General features: G+C 69.4%; 21 protein-coding genes and 1 pseudogene. 5 read left to right on the top strand and 17 right to left on the bottom strand.

Going from position 1 to position 19,423, the window contains the following annotated elements; genetic code table 11:
* The 3 genes from ABFS34_11425 to ABFS34_11415 form a co-directional block, all read right to left on the bottom strand.
* Positions 1-252 (bottom strand): hypothetical protein (locus tag ABFS34_11425; protein ID MEN8376049.1); only part of this gene is annotated, 252 nt, incomplete at its 3' end.
* On the bottom strand, positions 249-533 hold the full coding sequence (locus ABFS34_11420) for a hypothetical protein (GenBank protein MEN8376048.1): 285 nt from the start codon (positions 531-533) through the stop codon (positions 249-251). The genes ABFS34_11425 and ABFS34_11420, both read right to left, overlap by 4 nt.
* A gap of 157 nt (positions 534-690) precedes the next feature.
* Positions 691-1,914, bottom strand: a complete 1,224-nt coding sequence (locus tag ABFS34_11415; protein ID MEN8376047.1) for a 6-bladed beta-propeller — start codon at positions 1,912-1,914, stop codon at positions 691-693.
* A gap of 184 nt (positions 1,915-2,098) precedes the next feature.
* Here ABFS34_11415 and ABFS34_11410 point away from each other — a divergent pair, with 184 nt between their 5' ends.
* Positions 2,099-3,871, top strand: a complete 1,773-nt coding sequence (locus tag ABFS34_11410) for an FTR1 family protein (GenBank protein MEN8376046.1) — start codon at positions 2,099-2,101, stop codon at positions 3,869-3,871.
* A 10-nt stretch (positions 3,872-3,881) separates the two neighbouring features.
* Here ABFS34_11410 and ABFS34_11405 read toward each other — a convergent pair whose 3' ends face one another.
* The 10 genes from ABFS34_11405 to ABFS34_11360 all read right to left on the bottom strand — a co-directional run bounded on the left by ABFS34_11405 (position 3,882) and on the right by ABFS34_11360 (position 12,527).
* Positions 3,882-4,229, bottom strand: a complete 348-nt coding sequence (locus ABFS34_11405; protein MEN8376045.1) for a hypothetical protein — start codon at positions 4,227-4,229, stop codon at positions 3,882-3,884.
* A 79-nt stretch (positions 4,230-4,308) separates the two neighbouring features.
* Positions 4,309-4,755, bottom strand: coding sequence for a ferritin-like domain-containing protein (locus ABFS34_11400; protein ID MEN8376044.1), 447 nt, complete (start codon positions 4,753-4,755; stop codon positions 4,309-4,311).
* A gap of 128 nt (positions 4,756-4,883) precedes the next feature.
* Positions 4,884-5,948, bottom strand: coding sequence for an NAD(P)/FAD-dependent oxidoreductase (locus ABFS34_11395; GenBank protein ID MEN8376043.1), 1,065 nt, complete (start codon positions 5,946-5,948; stop codon positions 4,884-4,886).
* 34 nt (positions 5,949-5,982) lie between these two features.
* Complete coding sequence (locus tag ABFS34_11390) at positions 5,983-7,233, bottom strand: AI-2E family transporter (protein MEN8376042.1); 1,251 nt, start codon at positions 7,231-7,233, stop codon at positions 5,983-5,985.
* On the bottom strand, positions 7,230-7,691 hold the full coding sequence (locus ABFS34_11385) for an NUDIX domain-containing protein (GenBank protein MEN8376041.1): 462 nt from the start codon (positions 7,689-7,691) through the stop codon (positions 7,230-7,232). Before ABFS34_11385 ends, ABFS34_11390 begins: the two co-directional genes overlap by 4 nt.
* Positions 7,688-8,698, bottom strand: a complete 1,011-nt coding sequence (locus tag ABFS34_11380) for an aspartate-semialdehyde dehydrogenase (protein ID MEN8376040.1) — start codon at positions 8,696-8,698, stop codon at positions 7,688-7,690. Before ABFS34_11380 ends, ABFS34_11385 begins: the two co-directional genes overlap by 4 nt.
* On the bottom strand, positions 8,695-9,978 hold the full coding sequence (locus ABFS34_11375; protein ID MEN8376039.1) for an aspartate kinase: 1,284 nt from the start codon (positions 9,976-9,978) through the stop codon (positions 8,695-8,697). The genes ABFS34_11380 and ABFS34_11375 overlap by 4 nt, the downstream gene beginning before the upstream one ends.
* 2 nt (positions 9,979-9,980) lie before the next feature.
* The gene (locus tag ABFS34_11370; protein MEN8376038.1) at positions 9,981-10,988 is read right to left on the bottom strand and encodes an MlaD family protein; all 1,008 of its coding nucleotides are present in this window, start codon (positions 10,986-10,988) and stop codon (positions 9,981-9,983) included.
* Positions 10,985-11,734, bottom strand: coding sequence for an ATP-binding cassette domain-containing protein (locus ABFS34_11365; GenBank protein MEN8376037.1), 750 nt, complete (start codon positions 11,732-11,734; stop codon positions 10,985-10,987). The genes ABFS34_11370 and ABFS34_11365 overlap by 4 nt, the downstream gene beginning before the upstream one ends.
* A 10-nt stretch (positions 11,735-11,744) precedes the next feature.
* Entirely contained in the window at positions 11,745-12,527 is a 783-nt protein-coding gene (locus ABFS34_11360; GenBank protein MEN8376036.1) for an ABC transporter permease, read from the bottom strand.
* Between the two features lie 126 nt (positions 12,528-12,653).
* On the opposite strand from ABFS34_11360, the gene ABFS34_11355 reads away from it, so the two are divergent.
* Positions 12,654-13,589 carry an MlaD family protein gene (locus ABFS34_11355; protein ID MEN8376035.1) on the top strand — a complete coding sequence of 312 codons (936 nt, stop codon included), beginning with the start codon at positions 12,654-12,656 and terminating at the stop codon, positions 13,587-13,589.
* A 6-nt stretch (positions 13,590-13,595) separates the two neighbouring features.
* Here ABFS34_11355 and ABFS34_11350 read toward each other — a convergent pair whose 3' ends face one another.
* Genes ABFS34_11350 through ABFS34_11340 form a run of 3 tightly spaced genes read right to left on the bottom strand, consistent with a single transcriptional unit; the run spans position 13,596 to position 15,622 of the window.
* Entirely contained in the window at positions 13,596-14,402 is an 807-nt protein-coding gene (locus ABFS34_11350) for a HAMP domain-containing sensor histidine kinase (protein MEN8376034.1), read from the bottom strand.
* A 37-nt stretch (positions 14,403-14,439) separates the two neighbouring features.
* Positions 14,440-15,216, bottom strand: coding sequence for a hypothetical protein (locus tag ABFS34_11345; protein MEN8376033.1), 777 nt, complete (start codon positions 15,214-15,216; stop codon positions 14,440-14,442).
* A 34-nt stretch (positions 15,217-15,250) separates the two neighbouring features.
* On the bottom strand, positions 15,251-15,622 hold the full coding sequence (locus ABFS34_11340; protein MEN8376032.1) for a hypothetical protein: 372 nt from the start codon (positions 15,620-15,622) through the stop codon (positions 15,251-15,253).
* Between the two features lie 327 nt (positions 15,623-15,949).
* On the opposite strand from ABFS34_11340, the pseudogene rho reads away from it, so the two are divergent.
* Positions 15,950-17,203: pseudogene (rho, locus tag ABFS34_11335) on the top strand (transcription termination factor Rho).
* Positions 17,204-17,226: 23 nt separating this feature from the next.
* On the opposite strand, the gene ABFS34_11330 reads toward rho, so the two are convergent.
* Entirely contained in the window at positions 17,227-17,631 is a 405-nt protein-coding gene (locus tag ABFS34_11330; protein ID MEN8376031.1) for a hypothetical protein, read from the bottom strand.
* 160 nt (positions 17,632-17,791) lie between these two features.
* On the opposite strand from ABFS34_11330, the gene ABFS34_11325 reads away from it, so the two are divergent.
* Both ABFS34_11325 and ABFS34_11320 read left to right on the top strand, forming a co-directional pair.
* Positions 17,792-18,304 (top strand): phosphoribosyltransferase family protein, encoded by a 513-nt coding sequence (locus tag ABFS34_11325; GenBank protein MEN8376030.1) that lies wholly within the window; start codon positions 17,792-17,794, stop codon positions 18,302-18,304.
* Between the two features lie 480 nt (positions 18,305-18,784).
* Positions 18,785-19,423: DUF222 domain-containing protein (locus ABFS34_11320; GenBank protein MEN8376029.1), on the top strand; the 639-nt coding region annotated here is incomplete at its 3' end.

The raw sequence follows: 19,423 nt of genomic DNA, 5'->3' as shown, positions 1-19,423 counted from the left end.
CTCGGCGATGGTCAGGAGAAGCGCCCACGTGATGGTCTGGTTGTACTTGGCGCTCCCCATCGACTCGGCGTACTCGCGCAGGTGCCGGCTGAACAGCCCCAGCGCATCGTAAGCGCCGTACTCTACGACGTACCACCTGGCGAGGCGCACGTGATCGGCGTGGCCGAATCCGGATCCGTCCAGTGAGCCGTCCGCCAACTGGCGCGCCATCTCGGCGGCTTCGACGTCTACGCGGTTTGGCGCATCGATCATCGTCTCGTCTCCTCTTTGTCCAGCATGCGATGGCTGGAGCTGGAATCCAGCTCGAATCCGTGCAGTTGCTTCAGGACCTGGATCTGTTCGAGGGATTTGGCGCCGAATGGGGCCTTCCCATCGAACGCGTGCAGGACGATCCCCTCCAGCAGATCGCCCAGGGACATGTCGTTCAAGTCCGCCAGCGCCTTGAGGATCTTGATGAGCCGCTTTTCCATGCGCACGCCGCTCTGTACGCGCTCCACGCGCAAGCGCCCCGAAGCCGGCTTGCCCTCGCTCATGAGCAACCGACCCAGTGTAATGTTATCATGGTACTATGGTAACACCACCAAGAGCGGACGGGAAGGGGCCTCTTCCGAGGCCGATAGGGGTGTCTTCGTCTGGTAGACGATACGCGGAGTCGATGGCGGCGGGCGGCCTGAGAAGGCGTCCCCGCCGCTAGTGGCCCCCCGGCTCGGCGCGCACTACCCTGAAGCGCACGACGTAAGGCACATCGAGTTCGTCGGTGCGCGACCCCCACACGTTGTTCGCGTCGGTCGCGAGCACCCGAAGGTCGGTCGGAAGTGTCACTCGTGCGAGCGGCTCGCCGTCCGGTCCCAGAACCAGCCAGGTGTCGGCCTCCGCCTCCCACTTGCCCGCTTCCTGCAGCCACAGCGTCCCATCCCGGCCGACGATCAGCGCCATGACCCCCGCCCGGGCCGAAGGCCGGTAGAAGTCGCGCTCGACCCAGCCCCGCAGCTTGCCTCTACCCACCCCCTGGCCGATCGGCCCGTCGGCCAGGCGGTCCGTCGTAGTGGTCAGCAAGCTATCGATCGCGGCGTCAGAGGCTGGCTCGACGTTCGCCGGGAACGCGCGCCGGAAAACGGTGTCCCCCGCGAAGGTGATCTTCGCCACCTCGTAGTCGGATCCCGTGTCCCCTCTGCCGACGGTCCGGTCAACCACCCAGAAAGCGTCCTCCCCGAAGGCGAGCGCGGAAAGCGGCGAGTCGGCGAGCGGCTGGCCCGTGTAAAGCCTCGCGGCGCGCGGGTTGTCGGGGTCGGTAATCTCCCAGGTTCCCTCGCCGAAAGGGATGCGTGCGATGGTGTCGGTGACGAGGCCGTCCCGGTCCATGAGCACTCGCACGTCGTGGGTGATCGTGCCATCTACGATCTTGTGCGTGGGCGCGAGCAGCGCCGCGTGGATCCGCCCACCGGGCAGCAGCGTTTCGGGTAGGGCGCGGCGCGCGTCAGGATCATCGACCTGGGCGTTCAGTGGCACACGCACGGATCCGATCAGCTCTCCAGCGAGCGAGAACAAGGTGAAGCGGTTGTTCGCGTTGTCGTTGACCCAAAGGGTGTCGGAGATCCGGCCCATCTCGAACGGCCGCAAAAACTCGCCGGGTCCCTCTCCACGTCCGCCGATCACAAACTCGAGGGCTCCGTCCGGCGAGAAGGCGCGCACCACCTGCTCCATGGGATGCAGGGTATAGATGCGGCCGTCGGGCCCGACCTCGACCATGCTGAACCAGGTGAGCGCATAGTCGGGATCGTCGAGGCTACCGACGCGAAGGACTTCGGTGGCCGAGAGGACCGGAATAGGCGACTCGGTCGCGGCGGGCCGTTCGCCGCACGCGCCCAGCCCGAGGGCCGGCAGGAAGCTCAGGGCGGCAACGCAGACTCTCACCACGATTCTCCAGTATGGACGGTCGGTGGGGCCCGGACTGCGGATGTTCCTCTCTACACCATTCTGTGTCGACGCGCCACCCGCGCGGCTCGCCCACGAAGGCGAGCAGACCCGTTGCCCACGCCCTCTTCGGCCGCTACCTTGCACCCACTCGTTGAGAACGACTCTCAACTAGATCGAGGCCATGCCAACGACGACTTCTCCGGCGCGCGCCGCGCGCGCGCTGCGCCGATACCTGACGCTGCTGACGGTGGCCGCGCTCGCGCTGCTGTGGGTGACGGCTTGCGGGAGTGACGCGGACGCAAACGACCAGGGCGGGCCGCAAGCGGCGGAGCGAGCGCCTGTCCCCGCGGACGCCGCCACGCGAGCCCCCGGGACCCCCGACGGCGGCCTGGCCGACTGGATCACGGATATCCGCGCGACCCTGGATGAGCTCCCCACGGACAGTCCGGCGACGGCGCGTCAGCGGGTGCTCGATGTCTACATCGGCCGCCAGGAGTTCATCGAGCTGTATTACGGGCCCGGAGGGCTGCTCGGACCGCGCGAGGAATTGACCGCATCGGTGGCGGAAGCGGAGGCTCGCTTCCACGAGCTCATGTCCACGCTGGGTCAGGATCCGGCGCCCGAGCCCGCCCGGGTAGCCGAGCTGGTCAACGAGCTGGACGGCCAGCTCGACGTGGTGCTGGACGCGGCCGAGGTCGACGGCGTGCCGCCCGCACCACCCGAGGCGGCGCAAACGTCTGCCAATGACGGGGACCCTGAAGGTCTCGCCGGCGGCGCTGGGGCCGGGAGTGGACCGGGCGCCGCGGAGATCGCCACGTCGGCCGCGCGCACCTCGGAAATCCGCGGCATCCTCGAGCAACTGGACGACGCCGAGACGGCGCTCGCCGCGGGCCGCCCGGAGGACGCGCTCGGCACCGTGGAGACCGCCTACCTGGACGGCTTCGAGCCGCTGGAGTCGCTGCTCCCCGCGGGTCGCGTGCACGCCATCGAGCGGCTCTTCCACCTGTCCCTGCGCCCGGCGCTGGCCGGCGACGCCGACATCGACCCTGCCGCGATCCTGGTGCGCCTCAGGGGCGAGCTGATGGCGGCCGATGAGCTACTGGCGGAAGGCTCGGGGGGCTTGTTCGCGTCCTTCAATGCCTTCGCGATCATATTCCGCGAGGGCCTGGAGGCGGTCCTGCTGGTTGGGGCCATTCTGGCGTACCTCAAGGCCTCCGACGCGGATCCCAAGCACAGACGCCACGTGATGTACGGCGTACTGGCGGCGCTCGGGGCGAGCGTGGGCACGTGGGCGCTGGCGCGCACCATCATTCCGATAGGCGGGGCGCAAAGGGAGCTGATCGAGGGCGCGACGGCGCTGATCGCGGTGGGCGTGCTCGTGTACGTGTCGCACTGGCTCTTTCACAAGGCCTACGTGCACGACTGGAAGGACTATCTGAAGCGCAAGGTCGGCGCGGCCGTGACCACCGGCTCGGGCGTGGCCATGGTGGCGCTCGCGTTCGCGGCGGTGTATCGGGAAGGCTTCGAGACCGTGCTGTTCTACCAGGCGCTCGGCAACGAGGCGGGCGGCGCCGCGGTCATGGCCGGCTTTGTTCCCGGGGCGCTGGCGATCATCGCCGTGGCGTGGGGCATCGTGCGGCTGGGCCTCCGACTACCAGTGCGAATGGTCTTCGCGCTCACCAACGCGGTGCTCCTCTACCTGGCGTTCGTGTTCCTGGGGAAGGGACTCTACAGCCTGCAGGAGGCCGGCCTGTTCTCGCCCACGCCGCTTGCGGGTTGGCCCTCACACCGGGGCCTGGAGCTCGTCCTTGGCTACCACCCCATGGCGGAGACGCTGCTGGCGCAGGCCGCATTCCTGGCCGTGCTGGGCGGAACCTGGCTCTGGTACCGGCGGCGGCTGCGCGCACCGGATGTTACCTCGGCGGCCTCTTCGGTGGAGGTCGGCGCGGCGTAGAGGCGCCGGCCTAGAGCAGGTCGCGCTCCCAGGTAAAGTTCGGAAACATGTTGATCCAGCGGATGCGCGCGGCGCCGCGGCCCGGGAAGAAGTAGACGCACGCCTGTCCTTCCCCCGCGCCCGGCGTTTCCCAGCAGGGTCGGGCGGTGCCGGCCCCCTTCATTGGAGCCCCCAGAAGGCGCGCGACCTCATCCTCGCTCATGCCCGCCTCTATCCGCTCCAGCGTGGTCACGTAGGCCTGCTGTTCCTCGTCCATCTTGGCGATGGCCGCCTCCCCCTGGGCGCACCCGACCGCCAGGAGCGCGAGGATGGCGAGCGGTGGGGCCGCGAAACGGCCGAGGCGCATACTACCGATCATGCGATTCCCGTGGCAGCGGTATCGAATTCCGGACCTTCGATCTATACGCACCGCCCCGGCCATTTCCAAGCGCTGCCGCTCAGGCCTCCCAGCCGTCCAGGATCGCCGCCAGCTCGTCGACGTGACCGGCCTCGTCGGTCAGGAGGGTTTCCAGCTCGAGCGCGAGGGCCGACTCACCGGCGTCTCTCGCCTGCGCGATCCGGATCTCGTAGCGCGCCACGGTCGCGCGCTCCTCGCTCAGCGCCGCCTCCAGCATCGCCTTCGGGCCGCCGCCTACGGCGATCGCCGCCGGCTCGTGCGTGGGGTGCCCGCCAAGAGCGTCGATCTTGCGTGCGAGGAAGCGCGCGTGCCCCAACTCGTCCCCCACCTCGCCGTCGAAAAAGCCCGACAGGACCGGACGGTGCGGGCCGCGCACGGTCTGCGCTCTGAGCAGGTAGGAGATCACCGCCGCCCACTCGTTGGCGAGATCCTCGTTGAGCCCTTCGATGAGCCTCTCCTTGCTCTCCGGCCGCTTCGTATCCGTCATCGTGCCACCCCTTCCGTGTGCTGAATCTCCAATATTTCGTGTCTTTAATAATAACGATTATTAGTATGGAGAACAACGGCCGGACGAGGCAATTTGGGGTGGACTTCGCGGAGATGGCGGGGGTGAGGTCAGCCCGCCGCGGCGGCCTCCTCGGCCTCTATCTCGCGCCGCTCCTCCTCCGCCTCGCGCTCCTTGAAGACCTTGAGGTTCGTAGAGTGGCCGGCCGCGATGCGGGACGTGGGATCGTAGTGGTGGACGGCGTAGTTGACCGCGGTAGCCGCCTCGGCGTACCCGGTGGCGATGAGCTCCAGCTTGCCCTCGTAGTACGCGATGTCGCCAGCCGCGAAGATGCCGGCCACGTTGGTCTCCATGTGCTGGTCGACCTTGATGGAGTTGCGCTCCAGGTCGAGCCCCCACTCGCCGATGGGGCCCAGGTCCGGCTTGAAGCCCAGCAGCGCGACCACGGCGTCGACCTCCAGCCGGGTATCCTCGTCGCTGCGGTTGTCGAAGATGGTCGCCCCCTCGACCGACCCCGTCCCGTGCACCGCGCGCAGCTCGTGGAAGGTGCGCAGCACCATGCGGCCGCCGCCGACCGCGTCTTCCATCCGGCGGACGGAAGCGCGGTGCGCCCTGAAGCCCTCGCGACGGTGGATCAACGTCAGCTCTTCGGCAACGTCCAGAAGGCCCAGCGTCCAGTCCAGCGCGCTGTCGCCTCCGCCGACGATGAGAATCTTCCGCCCGCGGTAGGTTTCGGGATCGCGCACGTGATACGCGACGCCCTTCCCCAACAACTCGTGGTAGCCGGGACAGCCGAGGTGGCGCGGGGCGAACGCGCCCTTCCCGCCCGCGATGATCACCGCGCGAGTGGGATAGACGCCCCCGGTGGTGGTCAGCGTGAACCCGTCGGGCGCGCTCTCCAGGCTCAGCACCTCCTCCTCCAGCCTCACCTCGGCCCCGAACTGGAGCCCCTGCTCCTCCATGCTCCGCGCCAGATCCTTGGCCAGGATCCGCGGCAACCCGCCCACGTCGTAGATGTACTTCTCCGGATAGAGCGCCATGAGCTGGCCGCCCAACTCGGGAAGCGAGTCGATGATGCGCACGCTCGCCCCGCGCATGCCCGCATAGAACGACGCGAACAGGCCTGTCGGCCCGCCCCCGATGATGGTGATGTCCGCCGGGTCGGCAGAAGTCACGGTGGAGTCTCCTCTAGGTGATTATGGTCGCGCGTCAGGCGTCCGCCGAGCGCCCCCGGTAGACGTCGGAGCGGCGATAGCGCTCCAGCCCGGCGCGCGCCAGCAGCTTGATCAGCGCCGCCGCCGGCACCGCGAGCAGCAGGCCGGCGAAACCGAACCAGAAGCCGCCAAGCGCCAGCGCCAGCATGATCCAGACCGGGTGTATACCCACGGACTCGCCTACGATCCGCGGCCCGATCACCGACGAGTCCAGGAACTGCACGATCCCGAACACGATCGCGATTTTGAGCAGCGAGGCGCCGATGGCGCCGCTGATGAAGGCGATCATCAGCGCGGGCACGAGCGAGACGATGAGCCCCAGGTACGGGACCAGATTGAAGACGCCGGCCGTCGCACCTATCAGGCCGGCGTACGGGAAGCCGACCGCCCACAGCCCGAGCCACGTCAGCACCCCCACGATGGTCGCGGCGATCACCTGGCCCCTCATGTAGCGCACTACGAGCTCGTTGTAGTCCGCCAGGAAGTCGCCCCACGCGGCCAGCTTGTCGCGGGGGAAAAGCGCCATCGCCTTGTGGCGCGTTCGGTCGTAGTCGCGCAACAGGTAGAACGTCAGCACCGGCGTCAGCACCAGATAGCCCAGGATGGTCAGCAGCGTGCCCACGCCCCTGCCCAGGCCCAGCACCCCCGACCAGGCGCGCCGCCCGATGTCCGCGCTGCGTTCCTCCAGGAACTGCGCGATCGCCTGTCCGTCCAGCTCGCGCAGGCGCCCGAGCAGGCCTTCGTCGGCCAGGAGCGGCAGGTCAGAGGCCAGCAGCCTGGCCCTGAGCGCGTCCAGGCGATCCACCAGGCCCTGGACCAGCTCGGGCAGGCGACCGATCAGGTCCCGCAGCTGAGATCCGAGCGCGGGCAGGCCGAAGAACAGGGCCGCGGTCAACGCGGCCAGGATGGGCAAGCCGAGCAACAGGATGGCGAGCGAGCGGGGCATCCAGCGCTCGAGCTTGTCGACCGCGGGGTCCAGGATCACCGACAGCACCGCGGCCAGGATGAACGGCGCAAGCAGGGTGCCGGTAGTAACCAGCGCCCAGAACAGCAGCAGGAGCGCGCTCGCGGTCACCGCCGCGGTGTGATAGCGGGTGCCCGAGTAGGGCGCCAGGAAGAGCACGAGCGCCACGAACAGGACCGCCGGCGACAGCACCGGGCGCACGCTCAGCAGGAACAGGCCCAGCGCGAGCAGGACGGTGGCCAGGCGGAGCCAGTCGAGTTCCGAGCGGGTGGAGTCCCTCACGCGGCGGACAACTCCTGAACCGCTTCGGTGGCGGCCTTGAGCACCGCGCGGGCGTTGTCGTAGGTGATGGTGGACAGTGCTTCGGCGGTGCTCTCCCACGCGCAGGCGGTGATGCCCTCCGCCGCCTGCGGCACCGCATTCCCCGACGCCGACTCCATCAGGAAGAAGTGGCACGTCTTGTGGATCAATCGCCCCCCGGAGCGAAAGTACCAGTCGATGGTGGGCAGGCGCCCCACGATGCGCGGCAGCGGCAGGCCTGTCTCCTCGCTCACCTCGCGGCGCGCCGCCTCCTCCACCGACTCGGCCTCCTCGACGTGACCCTTTGGCAGGCCCCAGTTTCCGTATGGATCCCGGATGAGCAGGTAGCGAATCCCGCCCGCCTCGCGGCGATAGACGACGCCACCGGCGCTCGTCTCCACCACCGCACGCCGGCCTCCCCTCTTGCTCTCTTCACTCATGCCGCCACTCCCCCCTCCGCTTCCGCCAACACACGTTGTGCGATCTGTACCGCGTTGAGCGCGGCGCCCTTTCGCAGGTTATCCGCGACGACCCAGAAGTGCAGCGTGTTGGGCACGTCGCGATCCGCGCGCACCCGTCCGACGCGCACCGAATCGGTGCCCGCGGCCTCCAGCGCCAGCGGGCCGAAGGGCCGCTGGTCCAGCTCCACCCCCGGCCGCGCGCCGATCAACTCGGCGGCGCGCCCGGGCTCGAGCGGCGCCTCCGTTTCCACGGTGACCGCGACCGAATGGCCGATCTCCACGGGAACGCGCGCGCACGTGGCCGCCACGGCCAGGTCCGGCAACTCCAGGATCTTCCTGGTCTCCGCGCGCACCTTGTCCTCTTCCTCTGTCCACCCGCCCTCCGCCGCGCCGCCCACCGAAGGAACCACGTTGCCCGCCAGGCGGGCCGGGAACGGCGAGTCGCCCGCCGCCCTCGCGCCGCCCTGGTCGGCGACCTCGGCGCGGAGCGCCCTCAGGCCGCTCTCGCCCGCTCCCGACGCGGACTGGTAGGTCGCGTAGACCACCCTCCGCAACCCCGCCGCGTCGCGCAGCGCCGCGAGCGGCAGCACCGCCTGAATCGCCGAGCAGTTCGGGTTGGCGACGATGCCCAGCGGGCGTTCACGGATGCGCTCCCCGTTCACCTCGGGGACGACCAGCGGAACGCCCTCGTGCATGCGCCAGGCCGAGGAGTTGTCGATCACGACCGCTCCCTCCGCCACGGCCGCGGGCGCCCACTCACGGCTGGCGCTCGAGCCGGCGCTGAACAGCGCCAGGGCGCACCCCTCGAAGCAGCCGGGCGACGGCGGCGCGACGTCCCAGGCACGGCCGCGCCAGTCGATCCTCCGTCCGTTTGACGCGGCCGACGCCAGCGGCGTCAACTCCTCGGCGCTCGGCACGCGCTCGGCGAGGAGCTCCAGCATGACCCCGCCAACCGCCCCGGTCACCCCCAGAACCGCTACCCTCACGCCGGCCTTTCCGCCTCCACGGCGCTCAGGTGGAACGCCGCGTGCAGGAGCTTGAGCGTGTCGTCGCGACGCTCCGCCGGCACCAGCAGGCTGATGGACACCGACGACGTGGACACCCCCAGCACTTCCACGTCGGCAGCGTACAGAGCGTCGTACGCCGTTGCGTACACCCCGGGCCGGTCATGCATCCCGGCGCCCACCAGGGTCACGCGCGCGAGCCCGCGACGCGTGTCGATCCGCTCGCCGTCGGCCGCGCGCAGGGCGTCCTCGCACACGCGAGTGCCCTCGTCCAACTCCGCTTCGCGCAGCGACAGCTGAACCTGCCGGCGGCCGTCGGGCCGATCCGCGTGCGCTACCATGTCGACGCTCACGCCGGCGTCGGCCAGCGCCACGAGCAGGCGCGCGGTCGTGCGCGGCCCATCGGCCAGCCCGCGCAGGATGAGCTGGGCGTAGCCGTCGTCGCTGGCCAGCCCCGTCAGGGACATCCCCTCGATGGAGTCGCTGGTCGTGATCAAGGTTCCTCCGTCCCGCGAAGGATCGTCGGCCGGCGCGACACGGATGGGCACCGCGAACCGTCTCCCCACCTCCACCGCGCGCGGGTGCAGCACCCGCGCGCCCGCCGCCGCGAGCTCGGTCATGTCCTCGTACGATACGCGGAGGAGCAAGCGGGCGTCCGGTACGCGCCGCGGGTCCGCGCTGAAGACGCCGGCCACGTCGGTGAAGATATCGCACCTAGCGGCCCCCAGCGCGGCCGCCAGCGCCACCGCCGTGGTGTCGCTGCCTCCGCGGCCGAGGGTCGTCACCTCGCGGCCCGCGCTGACGCCTTGGAAGCCGGCCACGATGACGACGCGCCCCGCCTCCAGCTCGGCGCGCACGCGCTCCGCCCGGACCTCTCGGATGCGCGCCGCGGCGTGCCGGTCGTCGGTGATGATGGCGGCCTGCGAGCCGGTGAAGCTGATGGCGCGCCCGCCCGCGTCCTCGATCGCCATGGCGAGCAGCGCCATGGACACGCGCTCGCCGGCGGTGAGCAGCATGTCCAGCTCGCGCGGGTGCGCCGCCGGATCGGCCGCCACGCCGCGCGCCAGTCCCAGCAGGTCGTCGGTCGTGCCGCCCATCGCCGACACCACGATCACCAGCGGCCCTCCCGCGCGTTGACGCGCGGCCGCGCGCTCGGCGACGCGACGAATGCGGCCCGCGTCGGCCACCGACGTGCCGCCGTACTTCTCGACGACCAGGGTCGAGCGGGCGGGCGGCGCTCCGGGCGGTGCCGCGCCCGCCATCGTCAGAAGATCTCCAGGTTGATGTAGCGGCGCGGGTTGCGCCGGATGTCGTCCAGGAGCAGCTCCAGCAGCTCGGTGGAGCGCACGATGCGCCCATACAGGGTGGTGTCCTGCAAGAGCTGCCCCACCGTGCCCTCGCCCTCGTTGACGGCGGTGAGGACGTCGGCGACCGCCGCCAGCGCCGTGTCCGCCGACGCCATCGTGCGCGCAAAGTCGCCGCTCACCGACACCAGGGCGGAGGTCAGCGAGTCCATGCGCTCGGTGGCGTTGGAGACGTTGTCCACGATCTCCTGCACCTTGCCGCCGGCGAGCGCGGTTTCGACCTCTGAGGCGACCCGGCTCACGGCGTCGACCGTCTCCGAGAGCGTCTCGGTCATGCTCGACAGGTCCTCCGCGAGCTCGTCGAAGTTCCCCTGCTGGCTGCTCACCAGGTCGGTCAGACCCTGGGTCACCTCCTGGAGGTTGTTGATCGCCTCACGCACACGGATCGCAGTCTCCTCGGTGAACGCGAGTTCCACACGGTCGCTCAGCACGGCCAGGTTGTCGGCGATCTGATCCGCCACGCCGGTGAGCTCGCCCACGTCCGGCAGCGCGAAGGCTGGCATGATCCCCTGCTCGAGTGGCTCGGTGAAGTCGCCCACCGGGAAGCTCGCGCGATCCGTAATCGTCACCTGCCAGTCGCCGAAGAAGTCCTGCGGCGAGGCTACTGCTACCGGACTCGAGGGGAGCGGAGCATCGGGATTGACGTGCATCGACACGATCGCGAAGTCGCCCGAGGGAAGCAGCTCGATGCCGCTGACCCGGCCGATCTCCACGCCCCGCAGCTTCACCCGCGAGCCGTCGATGACCTGCCCGACTCCGCGGAACTGCGCGCGCAGCTCCCGGTCCTCGCGGCCGAAGCCCCCTCCCGCCAGCCACAGAGTCCCGACCACCGCCAGCGCGAGCGCCGCCAGGATGGCCAGGCCCACGCGCACGTCGTTGCGCCGCTGCCTGCGCTCTACCTTGCTCACGCCGCCTCCCCGGCCAAATCCGGCCGTCCCTCGACGAACGCGCGCACCACCAGATCGGCGGTCGCATCCAGCTCGGCCGGCGTCCCCACCCACCGGATCGCGCCCTCGTACAGCATGGCGATCCGGTGTGCGATGCGGCGCGCGCTGGTCATGTCGTGGGTGATCACAACGCTCGTCACGCCTAGCTCCTCTTCCATCTTGCGAATCAGGCTGTCGATCACGGCGGTCGTGACCGGGTCCAGGCCGGTGGTCGGCTCGTCGTACAGCAGGTATTTGGGCCGGGTCGCGATCGCCCGCGCCAACCCGGCGCGCTTGCGCTCCCCACCCGAAAGCTCGGAGGGTAGCCTGGATCCGTATCCCTCCAGCTCGACGGCGGCCAGCGACTCCTCCACGCGCTGATCGATGCCCCCCTCATCCATCTCCGGCATGCGCCGCAGCCCCATGCCCACGTTCTCCGCTACGGTCATGGAGTCGAACAACGCCGCGAACTGGAAGACGTAGCCGATCGCCCTGCGCATGGCGTCCAACTCCAACTGATCCATCTCGCCGACGAGACGGCCGTCCACGGTGACTGTGCCCCGGTCCGGCTCGAGCAGGCCGACGATGGACTTGAGGAGCACGGACTTGCCGGCGCCCGAGTAGCCGATCACGGCGATCGTCTCGCCCTCGCGCACGTCCAGGTCCACGCCCGCCAGCACGCGCTTGGACCCGAACGCCTTGTGCACTTCGCGAATCTCGATGCTCACGCCGCCACCCCTACAGCAGCGCCGCCGCCCAGAAGGCGTCGAGCACTAGGATCACCATGGCCGAGACCACCACCGTGCTGGTCGTCGCCGTGCCCACGCCTTCGGCGCCGCCCCGGGTGTGGAAGCCGAAGTAGCAGCCGATGGCGGTGATGACGAAGCCGAACGAGGAGGCCTTGAGGAGCGAAAACCTGATGTCGAACGGCTCGAAGAACAGCCGCAGTCCCTTCACGAACTCGGCGGAGGTCATGTCCAGCAGGTTCAGAGCCGTGATCCAGCCGGCGAGGATTCCCACGGCGTCGGCGAACGCGACCACGACCGGCAGCATCAGCGTGCCGGCGAGCACGCGCGGGACGACCAGGTAGGCGTACGGGTTGTAGGCCAGCGTCTCGAGCGCGTCGATCTGCTCGGTGACGCGCATCGTGCCGAGCTCGGCGGCGATGTTGGCGCCGATGCGGCCCGCCAGTACGAGCGCCACCAGGACCGGGCCGAGCTCCAGGATCATCGTCTTCTGGACCAGCGCGCCGACGAAGTAGAGCGGCACCGCGCCGGTGAACGTGTAGGACGCCTGGAGCGCCAGCACGATGCCGGTGAACGCCGCGATGAACACGCCGATGGGGATCGAGTCGACCCCGATGCGGGTCATCTGATCGGCCAGGAGCCGCAGCCAGGTGCGGGTATCGGGGAGTGCACGCCCCGCGCGGGCTGCGAAGGCGCCGAACCGGCCGAAGCCGCCGGCGACGTCCGTGGCGGACCGACCGAGCCAGGCCGTCGAGTCCAGCAGGAAGCGCTTCACGCACCCATCATAGCCGGAGCCCGAAATGGCTGTCTACCCCGGCGCGCGGGCGATCGGCCCTTGGCGGGCGGCTTCGGGGGCCCCTACGTTGGCCGCGCATTCACCTTTCCTGCCCACCGGTAGCGCATGGCCCGAGACCGCGAACGCGAGGTGCCCTGGGGCGGCTTCCTGCTCATCGCCGCGCTCGCCGGCGTGGCCCTCGCGATCTTCTTCTACAACGACATCCAGCGCGTCGTGCGCGGAACGTACGTGGTGGTCGCGGCGCTCCCCGAAGGGGGCGGCGTACGGCCGGGGGCGCCTGCGTGGGTCGCCGGGCGCGAGAGCGGCCGCGTGACGCGCGTGGACCTGCTGCGCGCCACCGACGTGCGCACCGGCGGCATCGTGGTCGAGGTGGAGTTTCCGGCGTCCATTCGCGACGTGCTGCGCGCCGGCAGCACCGCGCGCCTCGCGGCGGCGAGCCCGACCGCCGGCGACATCATAGAGTTTCTTCCGGGGCCCGGCGCCGAGCTCACTCCGGCGGACACCGTCTGGGGGGTCGCTCCTTCGAGCAGGCCCGAGGAGGTCGTGGCGCAGCTCGGCGCTCTGGCACGGGGGATGCGCGACTTGTTCGGCCAGGTGCAGACCGTGGCCGATGCCGGCGCAGAGCGCCTCGAGCGCCTCGACCAATTGGGGGAGCAGGCCGGCGACGTCGGCGTGCTGCTCGACCGCTTCCTGGAAACGGCCTCCCGCGCCGCGGCCAGGCGGACCGAGCTCGCCGGTGACCTGGAACAGCTCACCGAGGGGCTCGGACGAATGGGAACTCTTCTGGCCGACGCCCGGGAGGCGCTGCGCGGGCCGGAAGCACACAGGGCCGAAATGAGGGCGCTGCGCGAAAGCCTGCCCGCTTCCATCGAGGTGGTGCGGACCCGACTCGAGGCACTTGCGACGGCGCTGGACGACCCCAACGGCGCCCTGTCACGGCTGCAGAGCGACGGCGCTCTGTGGCGCGCGTTGGAGGCCGCCCGGGCTGAGGCCGATGCATTGATCGCGGAGCTGTCGGCGCATCCCGGCCGCGCGTTCTGAGCCGGACTACCCGCTCCCGGCGAGCGGGATGAGCATCGTCACCGTGGTGCCCTCTCCCACCTTCGAGCGGAGCTCGAAGCGGCCGCCGTGGGCCTCCACGACGTCCCGAGCGATCGGGATGCCGAGCCCCATGCCCGTGCGCTTGCTCGTGACGAACGGCTCCAGTACGCGGCGTACCTGGTCGGGGGGGATACCGGGTCCCTCGTCCGCGATCCGGATGAGCGCATCGCCCCCGCGCCGGCCCGCGGACACCCGCAGGCGGCCCTGCCCGCTCATCGCCTCCAGCGCGTTGCCGATTACGTTGTCGAGCGCCTGATGCAGCATGTGGCCGTCGGCGTGGACCCACAGCCCGTCGTCGATCGCCAGCTCGGGCGGCGCCGAATCGGGGCGGGCGGCGAGGGCCCCTCGCACGGCGTCCTCCAGCAGCGGGGCGAGCGCCATCGGCGTCGGGGTGATCTGCCTAGCCTGTCCCGAGGCATACGCGGACAGGTCGTGCAACAAAGCGGATACGCGGCCGGCCGCCGCGCTGATCTCGTCCGCCGCCTGCCTGCGCTCTACCGGCTCGGTCAGCGTGGCGTCCTCGCCGAGCAGCTCGCCCTGCATGAGGATCGTCGCGACGGGGTTCTTCACCTGGTGCAGAATGCGGGCGGACGCGACTCCCATCGCCGCCAGCCGCTCGGCCTCGACCTTGGCGCGCACTGCGCGCCTAACGAGCGCGTAGGCCACCCCGATCGCCGCGCCGACCACCATCAGCACTACGACGACGTTGACGATCAGCAGAAGCTGCGTGCGGGCCAGGTCTTCAGCAGGCATGCGCGAGCACGCTGAGCGTTTGATCCAGACTCATCGCCTACCCGGAGGCGCCCTCGAACACCTCCCGCAGACCGGCCCCGGGCAAGACGACGCCGGTCCCGTCGGCCCCCTGTGACGAGCGCCCCAGCTTCCGCATCAGCAGGATAAGCACGACCGCCTGCGCCACGTACCTGGAGGTCATCAGCACGTACTGCGTAGTCCATATGGCGCTGGCTCCCTCGATTCCGAGCCCGGAGTAGAAGACCTCGACGATCGGGATGAGCATCTGGAATGCCGTCCAGATCGCCAGGTAGGCCGCCAGGTGTCCTCCGAGCCGCGGCAGTCGCCCGAGCAGGTACGCGGACACCACCAACGCGAACAGCGCCAGGCTGAGCAGGTCGAGAGGCCGCTGCGAGTCGAGGAGCACCTGGTAGTCTCCGACCGCGCCGCGGGCCAGGCCGATCGCGAAGAGCCCACCGGCAACGGCCAGGGCCGCGACGGCAACCGTGGCGACCCGAGTTCCCCTCAGAAGGAGGAAGGCGATCCCCGCCGGAACGGCCGCCGCCATGGTGGAGTTGGCCAGACCCATGGCCGACCACAGCTCCCGCGGATGTACCCGAGCCGGGTGGCCGCGCGGCACGTCCAGTAGCCACACCCACGCATCGATCGCGAGATTCGTAACCGCCGCGAACGCCGCGACGATGCCCAGGCCGATCCACGCCTTACGCAGCTGTGGGTCGAGCGCTCCGCCGCGCAGCAGCAGGAGCACCACGATCCCCCCAACCACGACGAAGCGACTGGCGTGCGTGACGATCTCCAGAATCAGCCGGATCACTCAGGCCCTCCCGGTGTCATGGCCAGGTTCCGTCCTATGGACCGCCCGGAGGATCTCCGGAGTCATCATCGATCGAGTACGTTACCGTTTCACCACCCGGCATCTCGTAGTCGACCTTCACCCGCTTGATGCGGCCGTGCGGGTCATCGATCGCGACTTCGAAATCCACGTGCGGGTTCGTCGACCTGACCGCCGTTCTCACCTTGCGCCCCGGCCACTCCTTCGGTCTCTCCGGGTTGATGAACATGTCGTACATCGCCTTCTTGCCCTTCTTGGCCTTGCGCGAGACCCGGATCTTCTTCAGCCAGTCGGGTTGGTAGGAGACCGTATAGCTGACGCCCTTCTGATCCTTGCCTCTTCCAGACTTGTTCCTGCGCGGCATCGCGGACTTGTTCTTGCGCGGCATGGCGTGCTCCAATGCGGAGGGGTTGGCAGGGGTGCCAAAGATCCGGGCGGCGAGCCGACCGTGTCAAGCCACGGCACGGTTCTGGCGACGACATGACGCCTCAAACCGACGGGACGCCGAACTCGGGACCCTTGACGCACTTCGGCGGGTTCTACTAAACTAGCAACATCATCCACAAAAGGCAGCCTACCGAAATCAGGTGAGGGCCCCCGCCGGCCCCCTTTTAAGGTCTGCTCGACAAGCAACCATCGCCCACGGAACCGGGCATCCAGGTGTCGCACTCGCGCGACGTCTCCGGTCCGTACCCAACCTCCAAGGAGTTTTGGAGTGGACATCGCAGAATTGAAAAGCAAGTCGGTCGCCGAGCTGCACGAGATGGCCGAGGAGTTGAAGATCTCCAACTATTCGGGCCTCCGGAAGCAGGACCTGATCTTCCGGATCGAGCAGAACCTCCTGGACGGCGAGGTCGTGCTGCGCGCCGAAGGCGTGCTGGAGATCCTCCCCGAAGGCTACGGGTTCCTTCGCTCCCAGGACTGGAACTACCTGTACGGACCCGACGACATCTACGTCAGCCCCTCGCAGATCAAGCGCTTCGACCTGCGCACCGGCGACACCGTGATGGGTCAGGTGCGACCGCCCAAGGACGGCGAACGCTACCTGGCTCTGCTCAAGGTGGAGGCGGTCAACGGCGACGATCCCGACCTGGCGAAGCACCGGATCGCCTTCGACAATCTCCGGCCGAGGTACCCGGAGAGCCGGCTCCAACTGGAGAACAAGGCTGGGGACATATCCATGCGGCTCATGGACCTGATGTCTCCGATCGGCATGGGGCAGCGAGGCCTGATCGTCTCCCCGCCCAAGGCCGGTAAGACCATGATCCTCCAGAAGATTGCCAACTCCATCATTGAGAATCACCCGGATGTCCACCTGATCGTGCTGCTGATCGACGAGCGGCCCGAAGAGGTGACGGACATGGAGGAGCACGTCGCCGGCGAGGTGATTTCCTCCACGTTCGACGAGCCCGCCGACCGGCACACGCAGGTGGCCGAGATGGTGCTGGAGAAGGCCAAGCGCCTGGTTGAGCACGGCAAAGACGTGGTGATCCTGCTCGATTCCATCACCCGCCTCGCGCGCGCCTACAACGTGACCGTGCCGCACTCCGGGAAGATCCTGTCTGGTGGCGTGGACGCACACGCGCTGCACAAGCCCAAGCGCTTCTTCGGCGCCGCGCGCAACATCGACGAGGGCGGCTCGCTGACCATCATCGCCACCGCGCTGATCGAAACGGGGTCGCGCATGGACGAAGTGATCTTCGAGGAGTTCAAGGGCACCGGGAACATGGAGGTGGTGCTGGACCGCCACATCGCCGACAAGCGCATCTTCCCGGCCATCGACATCAACCGCTCCGGCACGCGCAAGGAAGAGCTGCTGCTGGACGAAGGCGAGCTCAACCGGGTCTATCTCCTGCGCAATTTCCTGGGCGACATGCCCGCTGCGGAAGCGCTGGAGTTCCTGCTCGAGCGCATGAAGCGGGTAGAGAACAACCAGGAGTTCCTCGACAGCATGGCCAAGGCCGGCTGACGCGGGCGTCGCCGCGAAGACTCCTACAATCTGGAGCGGCGCTCGACCAGTAGCATGAGCGCCGCCTTCTGCGCCGGAGACGGCTCGCCCGGCACCCGCAGGGGGGTCACGGGCGCGCCCCGCTCCTGGGGGATATGCAGCAGGAGAGCGCCGTCGGCGGACTCCCGCCCCTCCATGTCGAGCGCCACCTCGCGGCCCGGTCCGGCGGCGCGCGCCAGCAGCCGGGCGTAGTCCAACCAGGCCGCGAGGGGTTCGAGCGACCCGTCGGCCACGCCGGGCACCAACACCTCCTGATAGTGGCGCACCGCCTCGGCGAACGCCGCGCTGCCCTTGAGCGTCCTCAGGCGCGCCCGAAGCGCCTCACGTGGATCGGCCACGCCGCCTTCCTCCAGCGCCATCGCCAGCCTCCGGTCGGCTTCATCCTGCATGTCGTAGCGCTCCGCCTGCGGATCATCGCGTGTTCTACGAGCCTGCAGCCTGCGGCCGGGACTGGACGCGGTCAAGCCGCCCGGCCATGTTGAGGATCCTATCCCCGACACCGGATACCCGATGCGCGTGCCCCCGCCGTTCCCGAGCCCCGGCGACCCCATGAGGTCGACCGCGGACGCCCTGGAGCTCTCGTGGGAAATGTTCGGCGAGTTGTGCCGCGCGCTGGCGCTGAGAATAGCGCGATCCGGGTACCGGCCGGACATCGTCGTCGGCATCGCAAAGGCCGGCGTGATTCCCGGGGCCGTCGTCGCGTCCATGCTGCGAGCCGACTTCTTCTCGCTCAAGGTGACCCGCTACGCGGACCTGAGCGAGCGCATGGACCGGCCGGAGATTCTCAGCGAAGCGCCGTTGCGTGCGCGCGGCCGCTCGGTCCTTCTGGTCGACGAGATCTGCACCAGCGGCGAGACCCTGCGGGTGGCCAGCAACGCGCTGCGCGCCGTAGCGCCGTCCGAGATGCGGACCGCCACGAGCATCGTCAAGGTGAACGGCCACCGCCCCGACTACTTCGCGCTCGAGACCGACGCCGAAGTCGTGTTCCCCTGGGACCGCCAGGTGATCGGTGATGACGGCACGCTGGAGCTGAACCCGCTGTACCGGGACATCATCGAGTAGGCTTCGGGCGAGGCCGAATCTGGCACGCTGATCGGCGACCCTTGATCGGTGTCCGGTATGCCCCGCGCGCCTGATCTCTCCCCACAAACCTCTTGACAGGTTGTCGGTCCCGGATTCGCGTCCGCCACGTTTCCGCGGAAACGTCCCTGGGGCGACGACGCCGCGTGTCCCCGGCCCACGGCGCGTCCAGCCGCCTGCACGGCGCGTCCAGCCGCCCCCCCCCCGGCAAAGTCGTCCCAAACTCCTATTGACAGTTTTCGGGGCTCGAAGTCGAGGACGGCCGGGACCTCCCTCTACGCCGCCGCCTCCGAGGCCTCGCCGGGCACCTGACGCTCGGCGCCCCTTCGTCCCTCTCCGCGGCATCTCCGAACCCCGGATCGGCCCGCAGCAGGCCGCACAGAGCCTCGGCGAATGGCCCCGTATATTGGTTGTATGCGTTTGCGGAGTAACGACTTGGGTCGGACAGGGAGGGTACGGGCGATGTATTTGGCGAATGCGGAGCGGGTGGCGGTCGACGGCGCGCAGGTGGTACAGGATCGGGGGGCGTACGTGGCGCAGGGCCGGGGCGCGTACACGCGCCGGGGCGCGAACGAGCGACGGCTGTGGCTGGTGCGCGAGGGGTCGGCCGAGGGCGATGAGGACGTCGAGCCCGAGGACGAGCTCTTCATTCTTGGTGAGCGCTGCGCGGAGACCTATATGCGGGCCGACGCGCTGCAGTACGAGGCCATGGTCCTGCTCGCCGAGTACGACGAGCGCGGGGGCTGGCAGGATACCTGCTTTGCTGGAACCGCCGAGTGGCTCGCGTGGCGCATCGGCATCAAGCCCGGCGCGGCGCGCGAGCGGCTGCGCACGGCGCGGGCGCTGCGCGAGTTGCCGCTGACCTCGGCCGCGATGCGCGACGGCGAGCTGTCGTTCACGAAGGTGCGCGCGTTGACGCGCGTCGCGCGGCCGGAGAGCGAGGAGGCGCTCCTGGAGTTCGCGCGCTCGTGCTCGGCGGCGAGGCTCGAGGCCAAGCTGCGGGGCTGGACGACCGACTCCGTGCAGCAGGAGGCCGACGCCGAGGCCCGCCGGCACCTCACCCGCACCTTCTCGGTCTTCCCCGACGACGACGGCATGTAC

It is taken from the genome of Gemmatimonadota bacterium (assembly GCA_039715185.1).
Lineage (GTDB): Bacteria > Gemmatimonadota > Gemmatimonadetes > Longimicrobiales > RSA9 > DATHRK01.
This window is presented reverse-complemented; position numbering and strand designations above follow the sequence as displayed.